Below are 13,133 nucleotides of genomic sequence, written 5' to 3'. Positions count from 1 at the left end.
AACAAAAACTCATAGAGAAGCTCACAATGGCATTTATAGACTATTATAACATATTAGGAGTGCCTAAAAACGCTAGTGAAAAAGATATTAAAAAAGCGTATAGAAAACTAGCACGAAAATATCATCCAGATTTAAATCCAAATGATAAAGAAGCCGAAAAAAAGTTTAAGCAGATTAACGAGGCTAACGAAGTTTTGGGTAATCCTGATAACCGAAAAAAATATGACCAATATGGTGAGCATTGGCAAAATGCTGAAGCTTACGAGAAAGCCAAACAACAACAGCAATATTCACAGCAACATAGTACTCAAGGAGATTTTGATGGATACACAGAAAAAGATTTTTCAGATTTTTTTGAGTCTATGTTTGGTGGTAAATCGTCAAGATCACAAACGAGACAAGCTAAATTTAGAGGACAAGATTTTAATGCCGAACTTCGACTAGAACTCAAAGATGTTTACACTACTCATAAACGTACTTTAACAGTAAACAATAAGAATATACGAATTACTATTCCAGCAGGTCTAGAAAATGGTCAGATTATAAAAATTAAAGGATATGGAGGTAAAGGTGTTAATGGAGGTCCAAATGGCGATTTGTATATCCAGTTTTCAATAGTTAACAACACGTCTTTTAAAAGAAATGGCGATAACTTATATACCTCGGTAGATTTAGACTTATACAAGGCAATGTTGGGCGGTGAAATTATGGTTAACACTTTAGATGGAAAAGTAAAGCTAAATGTAAAACCAGAAACTCAAAACGGAACAAAAGTGAAACTTAAAGGAAAAGGCTTTCCAGTATATAAAAAACAAGGTCAGTTTGGTGACTTATACGTTACTTATAACATTAAAACACCAACAAAGCTTTCAGCTAAAGAAAAAGAACTCTTTACAGAATTAGCAAAATTGAGATAGTATGGAAACAAAAAATCTAATATCAATACAACAGTTTTGTAAGCATTACAATGTCCCCAAAGCATTTATTAATACACTACATGAATATGAATTAGTAGAAATAATAGTTAAGAGTGATGAACAGTATTTAAAAACAACACAGCTTCGTGAAGTTGAAAAAATGATGCGATTACACTATGACCTTGATATTAATTTTGAGGGTATAGATGCTGTATATAATTTATTAAAGCAAGTAGAGTCACTTCAAAATGAAATTAATAAACTAAAAAATAGATTAGATTTTTACAATAACTATCAATGAAAATGATTTATTTTAAACAAATCCAAGATTGGATTGCAGACTACCCTTTACTATGGAGTATTGGTAAGTTTCTCATTCTTGCTTCTATTATTTTAGTCATAATAAAGTTTTTAAGAAGTCAATTAAAAAAGAGTATTCCTAACACAGTTATACGCTATAAATCTCAAAAAGGTGTTGAAATTATTGGCTATGTATTGTTAGTAATTATTGCTATTACTTACTTTACAGGTACTATTAAAGATTTCACTCTTATAATAGGTTTATTTACTGCAGGAATGGCCTTTACCTTGCAAGAGCTAATATTGAGTATAGCAGGATCTCTTTATATTTTTCTAGTAAAAGTTTATGAACCAGGTGATCGCATTGAAATAAACGAGATTAAAGGCGATGTTATTGATGTAGATAGTGTTTATACAACCATGATGGAAATAGGTGAGTGGGTAAGTAGCGACAATTACACTGGACGCATTGTAAAACTTAGCAATGCCTTTGTTTTTAAAGGGCCTGTCTATAATTATTCAAAAGACTTTCCCTTTATTTGGGATGAATTTAATTTACCAATTCGATATGGCTCAGACATAGATTTAGCAAAATCAATTGTTATCGATATAGCGTCTAAAACACTTTCAGAATTTACTACAAATTCAAAATCTCAATGGAAAGCCGTTGTCAACAAGTATTACGTAGAAGATGCCCAAGTAGAACCTACACTAGCCATTACGCTAACAGATAATTGGATTCAATTTAATCTACGCTATATCGTTGATTTTAAGAAAAGACGGATTACTAAGCATATACTAAACGATTCTATAAGAGCTGAAATAGAAAAAACTAATGGAAAAGTAATTTTAGCATCCACAACATTAGAATTAATTAAGATTCCAGAATTAAAAATTGGTATTAATAAACAAACCTAAATTAACTCTTGCGCCTGCTTTTTATTGGAGTTCTGGTTCTCGAATGGTATTCTCTAATGTCATTGCCATAATAATCTTCAACTTTAACTTGTTTTGTTCGTCTTAGATTAATACCGTTAAATCTTGATGGCAATACATTTACTGTTATCCAAGCACCATTATCAAGATAGATATACTTACGTAAAGTTAAATCGTAATAAATAGTATAATCAGGAAAGTAAACATATCTAATATTAACAACTCTGTTGGGATAAAACCAAGGAGGTGTTGGATGGCTTGGTCTAGATGAAATAATAACTGGACCACAACTTTCTAGGCTTAAAAAAGCACCTAGTAAAAGGACAATACTTATAAATTTTGCTTTCTTCATGGCATATAATTTTCATTGATTAATCGTTTTTCTTCTAAAGATTTAATAATAGCAGTCACATAATTTGTAACCGTAGTATTAATTCGTTTAGGATCTACAATATCATAAGATGCTACCCAAACCAATGACTTATCATTATTTTCTTTTAAGTTATATAATGAGGCCTCTATGTGGTAAATTTCATACTCATTATAATAGCCTTCAATTAGATAAACATCTTGAACCAGATAATAATAACGACCAAAACGTCTCCAATAGTAATCTCTTCGATAAGTGTCTCCACTATATGATACCTTTTCATCTATACCCTTTACTGCAGAAATTAAAATAGCATCAAACCCTTGATTAGAGATTCTTTTTACTTCTTTTTCAATATCTTCTTCGGTTTGTTTTAAACTGGTGAAAGTAGGTTTAAATACATCATAACTTTCAACAGCATCAATACCTCTGTTTATAAGTTCAGTTTTTAGTTGTTCTTCAAACATTTTTCGTGCAATCAAATTGTCGGTAAGACCTACAATAAGCACTTTTTTAGGTTGATAATTTGTGTACTCCTTATTCACCCAAGTATCTGTCATTCTAGCTGTTGAGCAGCTAGTCAATAACAATAGTGCTACGATATAATAAAATAACTTCATGGATTCTATTTTTTGGATTCTATTTTTATTTGATAAAATTATTTCATACAATTTGGTATTGCAATGATATTTATCAGTTAGATTTATTGAGTAGATTCATAATTTAGATTTTAGAAGAAATAATTTTTAATGAAAAATATTAAAGAAAAAGCCCATAAGCATGATAATACTTTTAAAGGAAAAAGAGAGCTTTATTTTGCTATCCTATGTGGTGTCTTTGTATTATTAGGTTTTTTATTGGAAAGACTAACCAATTTACCTGACTGGATTTTCTTGTTAAGCTATATCATAGCTTATTTTTTTGGAGGTTATTTTATTACAATTGAAGCTTATCGGAAAATTACTAAAGGAGGATTTGATATTGATTTCTTAATGATTGCTGCTGCTGTTGGAGCAGCATATATTGGAAGTTGGGCAGAAGGTGCATTACTCTTATTTCTTTTTAGTTTAGGTCATGCATTAGAGCATTACGCTATGAACAAAGCAAAAAAATCTATTGAAGCTTTAAGTGATTTATCTCCAAAAATAGCACTTGTTAAAAATGGAAATCAGATTATTGAAACAGCAATTGAAAATTTAAAAATAGGAGATGTTATAGTAATAAAACCTAACACCAAAATTGCAGCTGATGGTGTAATTGTATTGGGAAATAGCAGTATTAATCAAGCATCAATTACTGGTGAAAGTATGCCTGTGGATAAAACAGCAATTAGATCTACAGAAAAGTTACCGGAATTTAAACATATAGATAAAAAGCATACAGTATTTACTGGTACTATAAATGGAGACAATATTATTGAAGTTGAAGTTTTAAAATTGAACCAAGACTCTACAGTTGCAAGATTAATCAAAATGGTAAGCGAAGTTGAAGCTCAAAAGTCACCAACACAAAGGCTCACTAAAAAATTCGAAAAATGGTATGTTCCTGTGGTTATGATCGTTGTTTTTTTATTGTGTTTTGCTCATTTGGTTATTAGTGAAAGTTTTGTCACAAGTTTATACAGAGCAATTACTGTATTAGTAGCAGCAAGCCCTTGTGCATTGGCAATATCAACACCAAGCGCAGTGTTAAGTGGAGTTGCAAGAGCTGCTCAAAAAGGAGTGCTAATTAAAGGCGGAAAAGCGTTGGAAGATTTAGGAGAAATCACAACAATAGCCTTTGATAAAACTGGAACATTAACAGAAGGAAAGCCAAAACTCACGAATATTATCCCTTTAAATAATTTTAATGAAAATGAATTTATTAAATTGGTGCTAGAAGTTGAAAGCTTAAGTAATCATCCACTTGCAAAGGCTATAGCAAGTGATTTAATAAAGTTGTATAAAATTGAACCAAAAAATAAAGCTTCAAATGTAAAAGAAATTCAAGGGAAAGGAATAAGTGCTCTTTATTATAAAGAAGAAGTTTTTATTGGTAATGTAAAGCTGATGGAAAATTCCGGCATAAAAGTGCCTGAATTGGTAATTTCTAAAATGAGAGAGCTTTTGAAAAATGGACATACAGTAATGCTTGTAGCCTATAAAAATAAGGTTGTCGGAATAATAAGTGTTATGGATATTCCTCGAAAAACAGCGGTAAATACACTAAAGCGATTGAAAGCTATTGGTATTAAACGCATGATAATGCTTACTGGAGATCATCAAAATGTAGGTGATGCCATTGCTAAAGAAATAGGACTTACTGATGTTAAGGGGAATTTATTGCCAGAGGACAAGGTTTCAGAAATAAAAAAACTTATAGAACAGAACAAAAAAGTAGCCATGGTTGGTGATGGTGTAAATGATGCACCTGCAATGGCCTTAAGCACGGTTAGCATAGCCATGGGAGCGGCAGGTAGTGATGTTGCTTTAGAGACTTCAGATGTAGCTCTAATGTCTGATAAAATTGAAAATCTACCATTTGTAATTGGTTTAAGTAGGCAATCTAAACGCATTATAAAACAAAATATCTGGATAAGTTTAGGTGTTGTTGTTTTACTAGTTCCTGTCACCATTTTAGGACTTACTAATATTGGTTTAGCGGTTGCTTTTCATGAAGGCTCTACAATAGTTGTAGTATTAAATGCTTTAAGATTACTCAAGTTTAATAAAACTTAACTGACATTTCTCATATTTATTACACTACGTTTCATGTATTTTTATACAAACTAAGAAGGTATGCTCACGTTCAAAAACTTTAATATTGCAGATTGGTTTTCATTTTACAGAGTTATAGCAGCCCCTTTTCTTGTGTTATTATTGTGTCTGGATGAGAGACAACTTTTTGCATGGTTTTTATTGATTAGTTACTCAACTGATGCTATTGATGGGTATTTGGCTAGAAAGTTAAAAATAACAAGCCCTAGAGGTTCTCAGTTAGATTCTTTTGGTGATCAAATAACACTTGTTATTGGTTTAGTAGGGTTGCTCATTTTTGAAAATGAATTCATTAAAAGCAATATTATGCTAATTGCTATTGCATTTGCACCTTACGTAGTACAAATGATTATAGCTTATTATAAGTATGGAAAAGCTACAGCATTTCATACATATTTAGCTAAATTATCTGCTGTAATACAAAGTGCTTTTATTCTATATGCATTGTTTTTTTCTCCAAATTACACATTGTTTTATATCATGATTGTATTTGGTCTTTTAGAAACGTTTGAAGAAATTGTACTGATTTTTATGTATGATAATTGGGCTTCAGATGTTAAAGGAATCTATTGGGCGTTTAGAGATAAACGTCGTTATAAAACACCAAAAAATTAAAAAATAAAAAACCAAATGCGAAGCTACTCACTGTTTACCATACTACTTTTATGTTTCGCAATTTTTATTGTAGATGTTTTTGCATTTTATTGGTTACAATCTATTACTAATCTTATTTCTTCAACATTTTTAACTAACACGATACATGTTGTTTTTTGGGTTTTTACCATTGGACTTATAATATCAATAATAGTTTTAAAATTACGACTAGATAATATAGATCCTCGAAGAAAACAATTACTAATATCCTCGCTATATGGCTTAACCATATCTTCTTTTATTCCTAAAATAATTTTTGTAATAGTTATATCCTTTTTGTTTTTTACAAATTACGTTTTATCAGAAAGAGAATCTCTTTTGTTTATTCCACTTATTGGTTTGTTTTCTGGTTTTTTACCTTTTTTTGTCATAGCCTATGGTGTTTTCAAGTCGATTTACAACTTTAAAACATATCATCTAAAAATAAGATTTAAACATTTACCAGAAACCTTTAATGGCTTAAAAATTGTTCATATTTCTGACTTACATTTAGGCAGTTTTAATTATCGGTTTCATATTCTAAATCGTGCTGTAAGCAAGATTAATCACTTAAAGCCTGACCTCATTTTCTTTACTGGAGATTTGGTAAATAATTATGCATGGGAACTAAGAGGATGGAGCAGAGTGTTTAGAAAATTATCTGCATCCATTGGTAAATATGCTGTTTTGGGGAACCATGATTATGGAGATTATAGCCTATGGAACTCAAAAAAAGAGAAGCAAGAAAACTTTAATGCTATTAAAAACTTTTACAATGACATTGATTTTAATTTATTGCTCAACCAATCAGATATTATTGAAAAAAATAATGAAAACATAGCCATCATTGGCGTTGAAAATTGGGGAAATCCACCCTTTAAGCAATATGGCGATTTATATAAAGCCATGAATAAAGTTGAAGAAATACCTTTTAAAATATTATTATCGCATGATCCTTCACATTGGACAGAAGAAGTGGTTGATAAAACCAATATTGCCTTAACATTATCAGGGCATACACATGGTATGCAAGCAGCTTTTCAGTATAAACAATTACAATGGAGTCCCATAAAATATAAATACAAGCATTGGGCAGGACTATATAATAGCAAAAACCAATATCTGCATGTTAATAGAGGTTTGGGTTGGTTGGGCTTCCCTGGAAGGTTAGGTATGCGTCCAGAAATCACATTAATAGAGCTTCATACAGAAGACTGATTAATATCATGGTATAACATGTAAATATTGAATAACTTTCTTAAGCTTTGAAATAATCACTATATAATCCAAAAAAATATGATACAAAACTTAGATTTAAAAGAAATTGAATTCATTTTAGAGAATAATTATATAGGTTATTTGTCATACATATTTAAAAACAAGCCTTATGTAGTGCCAATAACTTATTATTACGATAAGGCTAGAAATATTATTATTTGTTATTCAGGAGAAGGACATAAAATAACAGCCATGAGAAAAAACAATGTAGTATCATTTCAAGTTTCAGAAATCTCTACTGTTAATAATTGGAAATCGGTATTAGTACATGGTACATTCGAACAACATTTTGGAAGTGATGCCAAGGCATATTTACACGCTTTTTCATTGGGAGTTAAAGATGTTATTATGGAAAAAGAACATATTAAACTGGATTATATAAGCGAATTTTCTAGTAAAATTTACAAAGGAGATAACCCTATAGTGTATTTAATTAATATTGAAGAGATTACTGGTAAAAAGAGAAGTTGATATCTTATAATCTAGATTGATTTATATCATTTTGTAAGTAACCTTCAATTTATATATTGTTACAATAACCTATAATGTGCTATTATGAAAATTTATCTTAAGCTTTTAATTGCGGTGTTACTTCTCATATTTTTTACTGTATTATTTATATGAAATTTGTTTTTGTATTTATAGTGATTATTCATGCACTTATCCATGTAATGGGTTTTACAAAAGCATTTCAATTAACCAAAATAACTCAGTTAACCCAAAGTATTTCAAAGACCATTTGGTTTACTTTGATTGTTTAGTGCAATACTTTTTTTGATTTCAGTAACGTTCTTTATGCCTAAAAAAGATTGGTGGTTTATTGTTGCATTAATAGCTGTAGTAACATCTCAAATATTAATCATTTATTTTGGAAAGAAGCTAAATTCAGCACAATTACTAATGTTATTTGTCTAGTTTATAATTAATACTCACACCTTATGAGGCATTATCCAATTTATAAATCGATATATGCTATTTACAAATGGTAGAAACAGTAACACACTAAACACACTAAACAAAACATGAGCATTGGCAATTTGTCTTGATATGGTTGCTTTTGGCGCTAACATTTCAACTAGATATAAAAAATGATCAAAAACCAAAAAACCGATAATAATTGGAATAAGATTAAAAAGTATTTGAAACAGACCTGCTCTTATGGCATCTCTTTTACCACCAACAAGCGCAACAAGTGTGTCCGAACAAGTACCTAATTCTGCTCCCAACATAATGGAAACGGCTATCGAAAGATTGATTAATTCTTGCTTTGCCATTATAATTAATATTCCAACTGTTGCACTAGAAGATTGAATAATAAGTGTTACTAAACCACCAATTGCAACTCCTTTTATTGGATTATCAATACTTGAAACCCATTTAAAAAACTGTTCACTGTTCTTGAAAGGCATTAGTGAAGTTTCTAATATATAAAGGCCAAAGAATAATAGACCAAAATACATTACGACCTTTCCTATGATTTTTAATTTGGAAGATTTATAAAACAACCATGTAAAAAAACCAATTGCTAAAGCAATAACACCATATTTATTAATTTGAAAGGCAATTAATTGACTGGAAAAAGTTGTACCAACATTGGCTCCCATAATTATTCCCATGGCTTGTTTAAAATTCAGTGAACCAGCATTAATGAATATTATAGTAATAATTATGACTGCAGAAGAGGAGTCTAGAAGTATGGTTACAATGACCCCTAATAGGATTGAAAAAAAGATATTTGAGGTATATTTTTTAATTAAATTTTCAACTTTACTTGAAAAGATATCTCTTAAGGTGACAGACAGTTGCCTAATGGCATATAGAAAAACAATAAGTCCCCCTAAAACCAGTGGTAATACGTTAATGATATTGAGTTCTTCCATTAAAAATTAAACGTATTAATATCCCAATTTTTTCTTAGTAGAAGGGACTTCCCATTTAATCATTTCTTTTAAAAAATCATCTACTTTTTCTATAATGAGTTTTTTAGTAATGTCTTTAGGACTGTGAACTTCCAATTCAATACTACTATTATCAATTGGAATTTGTTCGACATAAGGAAACAAAATAAATGTATGTACATCACCGCTGTAAGATTGTGAAAATATTAGAGCACCTCCTTGAATAAATTGAAAGGTTGGTATTTGGTTTATACAATCCATAAGCTCTTTTGGGAAGGAGTCAAAGGTAATGTTTACGGCTTCATTTGCACCTATCCAATTTAGTTCCTGTACTTTCCAACCAATATCATATTGTTTGCAAATAGCTTTTAAGGTATTGCTTATTAAATTCTTGGTCTTGTTTTGCCATAATGTTTTTTTATCTACTACTGTTTTTATGGATGTTTTATAATCGTTAATATGCTCTTCTAAATGTTCTATTTTCATAATCAAGTAGTTTACAGAGTTTAATTATTTTCCTTTTTAGCCGCTTTTTTTTCTTCTCTTTCAAGTTTTCTAAAATAACCTCTGGTTAAAAAGTTATGCTTTAAAGCTTCCATATTCTGGTTAAACTTGTCAGTACCTTCATTAATGTTTTTAAGTGTAGATTTTAAACTATTTACTAACGATGTATCTTTTAATATATAGTTGTATGCACCATCTTCACTCGAATTAAAATCGTTTACTGTTGTATTTATATTTGATAATACATTTTCTATCTCTTGACTAGAGGTTTCAAGATGACTAACAATGTTTTTAAGTTTTACACCAGAAATGGTATCATTCATCAGCATGCCTAAAACAGTTTCGTCGTTGGTTTTAAGGGACGAAATAATTGTGTTTAACTCGTCAATGGTGTTTGTGGCACTTTTGCTAGCCATTTTAAGATTAGTAACAGATTGTTTTAAATCTTGTGCCATAATAGTATCATTAAGAAGTAAGCCTACAGTTCCTTTTCCTTTAAGCATTGCTGTAGTAATTTTTAGTAAATCTGATGTTAGAATGGCAGCATTTTCAGAACTAACGCTTAACGTACTTAAAATGTCGTCAGCACCAATCTTGCTATACGACTCTATAGTGTCTCCGTTACTAATAATATCTGAATGTCCATTTCCTGGAACAATATTTAAAATCATGTTTCCTACCAATCCATCCGATCCTATGGTAGCAATAGCGTCTTTCTTAATATGAGTGATTATTTTTTCATCAATATTCATATCTACTTTAATAGTAGAATCGTTAATCATGATAATATCTTTAACTGTGCCAATATCGATACCAGAATAACGCACGTTATTACCTTTTTGTAAGCCATTTACATTTTGAAAATAGGCACTTATGGTAAAGGTTTTTTTAAACATATTTTGACGCTGACCTATAAGATATACGCCAACTATAAATAGCACTGTTCCAGTTATAACAAACAGTCCTAAGCGTAATTTCTGTGAGCTTGTGTTTTTCATAATATTAGTGTTTAAAAAAGGCTTTAATTTTTGGATCTGTTGAAGCAGATAATTCTGCATATGTACCAACAGCATAATCAATACCATCTATAAGCAATATCATTCTGTCTGAAATAACTCGTGCACAATCAACATCGTGTGTTATTATTAATGATGAGGTTCCATATTTTTTCTGAATGTCCTGCATTAATATAATTATTTCTTTAGCTGTTATTGGGTCTAATCCGCTTGTTGGTTCATCATATAAAATAATTTTTGGCTGTAAAATAAGTGTACGAGCTAAGGCAACACGACGTTTCATTCCACCTGACAATTCCGAAGGCATTAAATCTATTGCACTTGCTAGTCCAACATTCTCTAGAGCTTCAATTACCATTATTTCGGTATCTATATGTTCACCAAATTTTTTAGTATGACGACGTAAAGGAAATTCAAGATTTTCACGTACGGTCATAGAATCGTATAAGGCACTGCCTTGGAATAAAAATCCAATATCTGCTCGTAATATGTCTAGTGCTTCTTGATCTAGTTTAGTAATATCGTTATGCATTAACGAAATAGTACCACTGTCGGCCTCCATTAATCCAACCAAACATTTAATCATGACCGATTTACCAGAACCAGATTTTCCCATAATCACTAAATTTTCACCTTGAAAAAGCTGCATATTAAATCCGTTTAGCACATGATTATCACCAAAACTTTTGTGCAGATCTTTTAGTTCAAGAACAATGTCTCTTTTTGATATGTTATCATGCTCTGTCATAAGTCATAAAAAATATCTGTTACAAAAACAGCAATAAAGTCAATAATAAATAGGAGTAAGGAGGTGAATACTACTGCAGAGTTTGCTGCTTTACCAACACCTTCGGTTCCTTTTTTACAATGATAACCTTTAAAACAGCCAACAATTCCTATTGCAAAGCCAAAAAAGAATGATTTAATAGTTGCAGGTAATATATCGCCAAATTCTAAGGCATCAAATACTTGATTAAAATATAACATAAAGGATACATTACCCTTAATGTTCTCAACTAAGTAAGAACCATATATCGCTATTACATCACCAATAATTACCAATAAAGGTAACATTAATGTTGTTGCTAATACACGTGTTACCACTAGGTACTTAAAAGGGTTTGTTCCAGAAACCTCCATGGCATCAATCTGCTCAGTAACTCTCATAGAGCCTAATTCGGCTCCAATACCAGATCCTATTCTACCAGCACAAACTAAAGCAGTTATTATTGGACCAATTTCTCTAACGATAGAAATACTAACCATAGATGGCATCCATGAAACTGCCCCAAACTCCATTAGTGTTGGTCGGGTTTGTAAAGTTAATACTAAGCCAATAATAAAACCAGTAATACCAACTAATAGCAAAGATCGATTCCCCATATTATAGCACTGTCTTAAAAGTTCTTTAAATTCAAAAGGACTTTTAAAAGCTTCCTTAAAATACCGTACAGCAAAAATGGAGAGTTCTCCAATTTCTATTAAAAAGGATTTTAATTGCTTAATTATATTTTTGAAACCCAACATGCTGTATGGTAATGTACTTTATCAAATGTATAGGAAAAGGTTGATGAATAAAATGATATAAATCATATCTACAGCATAGTAAAGTAAATGTTATTTCGTAGTATTTAACTTTAACCAGCTTTAAAATTATCTAAAAACTGATATTTATCATTGTCTATTTTGTGTGTTATTAAGACATTTATATAACAATAAATATTAGTAGTCATGAAAAATACTGAAGATAATCAATTTATAGATAAAATTATTGGAGCTCTTAGAAAAACAGCAATTGAGTTAGAAGAATTGAGAGTTCAAACTGCTTTAGGAAAAGCTGAAGCTCAAGATAAATATGAAGATATTAAGAAAAAGTTTAATCTTTTTATTCATGATAGTGAGCATAAAGTTAAAGACGTAAAAGAAAAAATGGAGGATCTTAAAGCAAAATTTGATGAATTAAAAGTACAATTAGCTTTAGGTAAAGCAGAAACAAAAGAAGCATTTAAGAAGCAAAAAAAAGAATTGCTTTTATTGTTACATGATATTGAAGTAAAAATAAAAACAAATGAAACACTCAATAGAATGTATGCTTTAATGCTAATAGAAATTGAGCAATTTAAAGTTCAATTAGAGATTTTAGAACAAAAGTTTAGCAAAGAAAAGGATGAAGCTAAAGACACTTTTGAAAAAGGCAAAAACGATTTTAATGCGTTTATAGACAAGCTTAAAGAAAAATATGGAAAGAAGAAAGAAGTGGAAGAAACAAAACTAGAACATTTTCAAAATGAAATCTCTGAAGCATTTCATCATTTTAAAAACGCATTTTCTAAACCATGACTTCTAACTAAAGTTTAGCTAATAAAAAAGCACACTGTACAGTGTGCTTTTTTTATAAATAGTGTCCCGTCCTGAAATAAGTTGACACAAAAACGACTTATTATGAAAGACAAAGAGCAATCAAGAGTTAAGCGTACTCAGCGCGATTATAATTTGGGCTTTAAATTAGCAGTAGTATCGCAAGT

Annotated in this window: 15 protein-coding genes; 8 read left to right on the top strand and 7 right to left on the bottom strand. The window is 30.3% G+C overall.

The window, feature by feature from the left end; translation table 11 throughout:
- Positions 1-26: 26 nt before the first annotated feature.
- Genes E5167_RS07810 through E5167_RS07800 form a run of 3 tightly spaced genes read left to right on the top strand, consistent with a single transcriptional unit; the run spans position 27 to position 2,135 of the window.
- Positions 27-917, top strand: coding sequence for a DnaJ C-terminal domain-containing protein (locus tag E5167_RS07810; protein ID WP_136842806.1), 891 nt, complete (start codon positions 27-29; stop codon positions 915-917).
- Position 918: 1 nt separating this feature from the next.
- Positions 919-1,218 (top strand): chaperone modulator CbpM, encoded by a 300-nt coding sequence (locus E5167_RS07805; protein ID WP_136842805.1) that lies wholly within the window; start codon positions 919-921, stop codon positions 1,216-1,218.
- Positions 1,219-1,220: 2 nt separating this feature from the next.
- Complete coding sequence (locus E5167_RS07800; RefSeq protein ID WP_136842803.1) at positions 1,221-2,135, top strand: mechanosensitive ion channel family protein; 915 nt, start codon at positions 1,221-1,223, stop codon at positions 2,133-2,135.
- Position 2,136: 1 nt separating this feature from the next.
- Here the strand turns inward: E5167_RS07800 and E5167_RS07795 are convergent, their stop codons facing one another.
- Complete coding sequence (locus E5167_RS07795) at positions 2,137-2,505, bottom strand: hypothetical protein (protein WP_136842801.1); 369 nt, start codon at positions 2,503-2,505, stop codon at positions 2,137-2,139.
- Complete coding sequence (locus tag E5167_RS07790; protein WP_136842800.1) at positions 2,502-3,143, bottom strand: hypothetical protein; 642 nt, start codon at positions 3,141-3,143, stop codon at positions 2,502-2,504. Before E5167_RS07790 ends, E5167_RS07795 begins: the two co-directional genes overlap by 4 nt.
- A 129-nt stretch (positions 3,144-3,272) precedes the next feature.
- Here E5167_RS07790 and E5167_RS07785 point away from each other — a divergent pair, with 129 nt between their 5' ends.
- From E5167_RS07785 to E5167_RS07770, 4 genes are all read left to right on the top strand, one after another.
- Positions 3,273-5,240, top strand: a complete 1,968-nt coding sequence (locus E5167_RS07785; protein WP_136842798.1) for a heavy metal translocating P-type ATPase — start codon at positions 3,273-3,275, stop codon at positions 5,238-5,240.
- Positions 5,241-5,300: 60 nt separating this feature from the next.
- A complete protein-coding gene (locus E5167_RS07780) occupies positions 5,301-5,894 on the top strand; it encodes a CDP-alcohol phosphatidyltransferase family protein (RefSeq protein WP_136842796.1) in 594 nt (197 codons plus the stop codon).
- A gap of 15 nt (positions 5,895-5,909) precedes the next feature.
- Complete coding sequence (locus E5167_RS07775) at positions 5,910-7,130, top strand: metallophosphoesterase (protein WP_136842795.1); 1,221 nt, start codon at positions 5,910-5,912, stop codon at positions 7,128-7,130.
- Between the two features lie 78 nt (positions 7,131-7,208).
- Positions 7,209-7,661: a pyridoxamine 5'-phosphate oxidase family protein gene (locus tag E5167_RS07770; RefSeq protein ID WP_136842793.1), complete on the top strand. Its 453-nt coding sequence runs from the start codon at positions 7,209-7,211 to the stop codon at positions 7,659-7,661.
- Positions 7,662-8,119: 458 nt separating this feature from the next.
- On the opposite strand, the gene E5167_RS07765 is transcribed toward E5167_RS07770, so the two are convergent.
- Genes E5167_RS07765 through E5167_RS07745 form a run of 5 tightly spaced genes read right to left on the bottom strand, consistent with a single transcriptional unit; the run spans position 8,120 to position 12,135 of the window.
- Positions 8,120-9,070 carry a Na/Pi cotransporter family protein gene (locus tag E5167_RS07765; RefSeq protein WP_136842792.1) on the bottom strand — a complete coding sequence of 317 codons (951 nt, stop codon included), beginning with the start codon at positions 9,068-9,070 and terminating at the stop codon, positions 8,120-8,122.
- A gap of 15 nt (positions 9,071-9,085) precedes the next feature.
- On the bottom strand, positions 9,086-9,574 hold the full coding sequence (locus tag E5167_RS07760) for a hypothetical protein (RefSeq protein ID WP_136842790.1): 489 nt from the start codon (positions 9,572-9,574) through the stop codon (positions 9,086-9,088).
- A 20-nt stretch (positions 9,575-9,594) separates the two neighbouring features.
- A complete protein-coding gene (locus E5167_RS07755; protein WP_136842788.1) occupies positions 9,595-10,590 on the bottom strand; it encodes an MlaD family protein in 996 nt (331 codons plus the stop codon).
- Positions 10,591-10,594: 4 nt separating this feature from the next.
- On the bottom strand, positions 10,595-11,356 hold the full coding sequence (locus E5167_RS07750; RefSeq protein ID WP_136842786.1) for an ABC transporter ATP-binding protein: 762 nt from the start codon (positions 11,354-11,356) through the stop codon (positions 10,595-10,597).
- Entirely contained in the window at positions 11,353-12,135 is a 783-nt protein-coding gene (locus E5167_RS07745; protein WP_136842784.1) for an MlaE family ABC transporter permease, read from the bottom strand. The genes E5167_RS07750 and E5167_RS07745 overlap by 4 nt, the downstream gene beginning before the upstream one ends.
- A 204-nt stretch (positions 12,136-12,339) precedes the next feature.
- Between E5167_RS07745 and E5167_RS07740 the strand changes: the two genes are divergently transcribed.
- A complete protein-coding gene (locus E5167_RS07740) occupies positions 12,340-12,948 on the top strand; it encodes a hypothetical protein (protein WP_136842781.1) in 609 nt (202 codons plus the stop codon).
- Positions 12,949-13,133: the final 185 nt, after the last annotated feature.

Source organism: Pontimicrobium aquaticum, assembly GCF_005047595.1.
Lineage (GTDB): Bacteria > Bacteroidota > Bacteroidia > Flavobacteriales > Flavobacteriaceae > Pontimicrobium > Pontimicrobium aquaticum.
Note: the sequence above shows the minus strand (reverse complement) of the source record. Positions and strands in the feature narration are given on the sequence as shown.

Bases quoted from the DNA above. Each gene is read 5' to 3' on its own strand.
- E5167_RS07745 (WP_136842784.1), bottom strand. From the start codon at position 12,135: ATGTTGGGTTTCAAAAATATAATTAAGCAATTAAAATCCTTTTTAATA.
- E5167_RS07805 (WP_136842805.1), top strand. From the start codon at position 919: ATGGAAACAAAAAATCTAATATCAATACAACAGTTTTGTAAGCATTAC.
- E5167_RS07765 (WP_136842792.1), bottom strand. From the start codon at position 9,070: ATGGAAGAACTCAATATCATTAACGTATTACCACTGGTTTTAGGGGGA.
- E5167_RS07790 (WP_136842800.1), bottom strand. From the start codon at position 3,143: ATGAAGTTATTTTATTATATCGTAGCACTATTGTTATTGACTAGCTGC.
- E5167_RS07740 (WP_136842781.1), top strand. From the start codon at position 12,340: ATGAAAAATACTGAAGATAATCAATTTATAGATAAAATTATTGGAGCT.
- E5167_RS07795 (WP_136842801.1), bottom strand. From the start codon at position 2,505: ATGAAGAAAGCAAAATTTATAAGTATTGTCCTTTTACTAGGTGCTTTT.
- E5167_RS07810 (WP_136842806.1), top strand. From the start codon at position 27: ATGGCATTTATAGACTATTATAACATATTAGGAGTGCCTAAAAACGCT.
- E5167_RS07750 (WP_136842786.1), bottom strand. From the start codon at position 11,356: ATGACAGAGCATGATAACATATCAAAAAGAGACATTGTTCTTGAACTA.
- E5167_RS07775 (WP_136842795.1), top strand. From the start codon at position 5,910: ATGCGAAGCTACTCACTGTTTACCATACTACTTTTATGTTTCGCAATT.
- E5167_RS07800 (WP_136842803.1), top strand. From the start codon at position 1,221: ATGATTTATTTTAAACAAATCCAAGATTGGATTGCAGACTACCCTTTA.
- E5167_RS07780 (WP_136842796.1), top strand. From the start codon at position 5,301: ATGCTCACGTTCAAAAACTTTAATATTGCAGATTGGTTTTCATTTTAC.
- E5167_RS07760 (WP_136842790.1), bottom strand. From the start codon at position 9,574: ATGAAAATAGAACATTTAGAAGAGCATATTAACGATTATAAAACATCC.
- E5167_RS07755 (WP_136842788.1), bottom strand. From the start codon at position 10,590: ATGAAAAACACAAGCTCACAGAAATTACGCTTAGGACTGTTTGTTATA.
- E5167_RS07785 (WP_136842798.1), top strand. From the start codon at position 3,273: ATGAAAAATATTAAAGAAAAAGCCCATAAGCATGATAATACTTTTAAA.
- E5167_RS07770 (WP_136842793.1), top strand. From the start codon at position 7,209: ATGATACAAAACTTAGATTTAAAAGAAATTGAATTCATTTTAGAGAAT.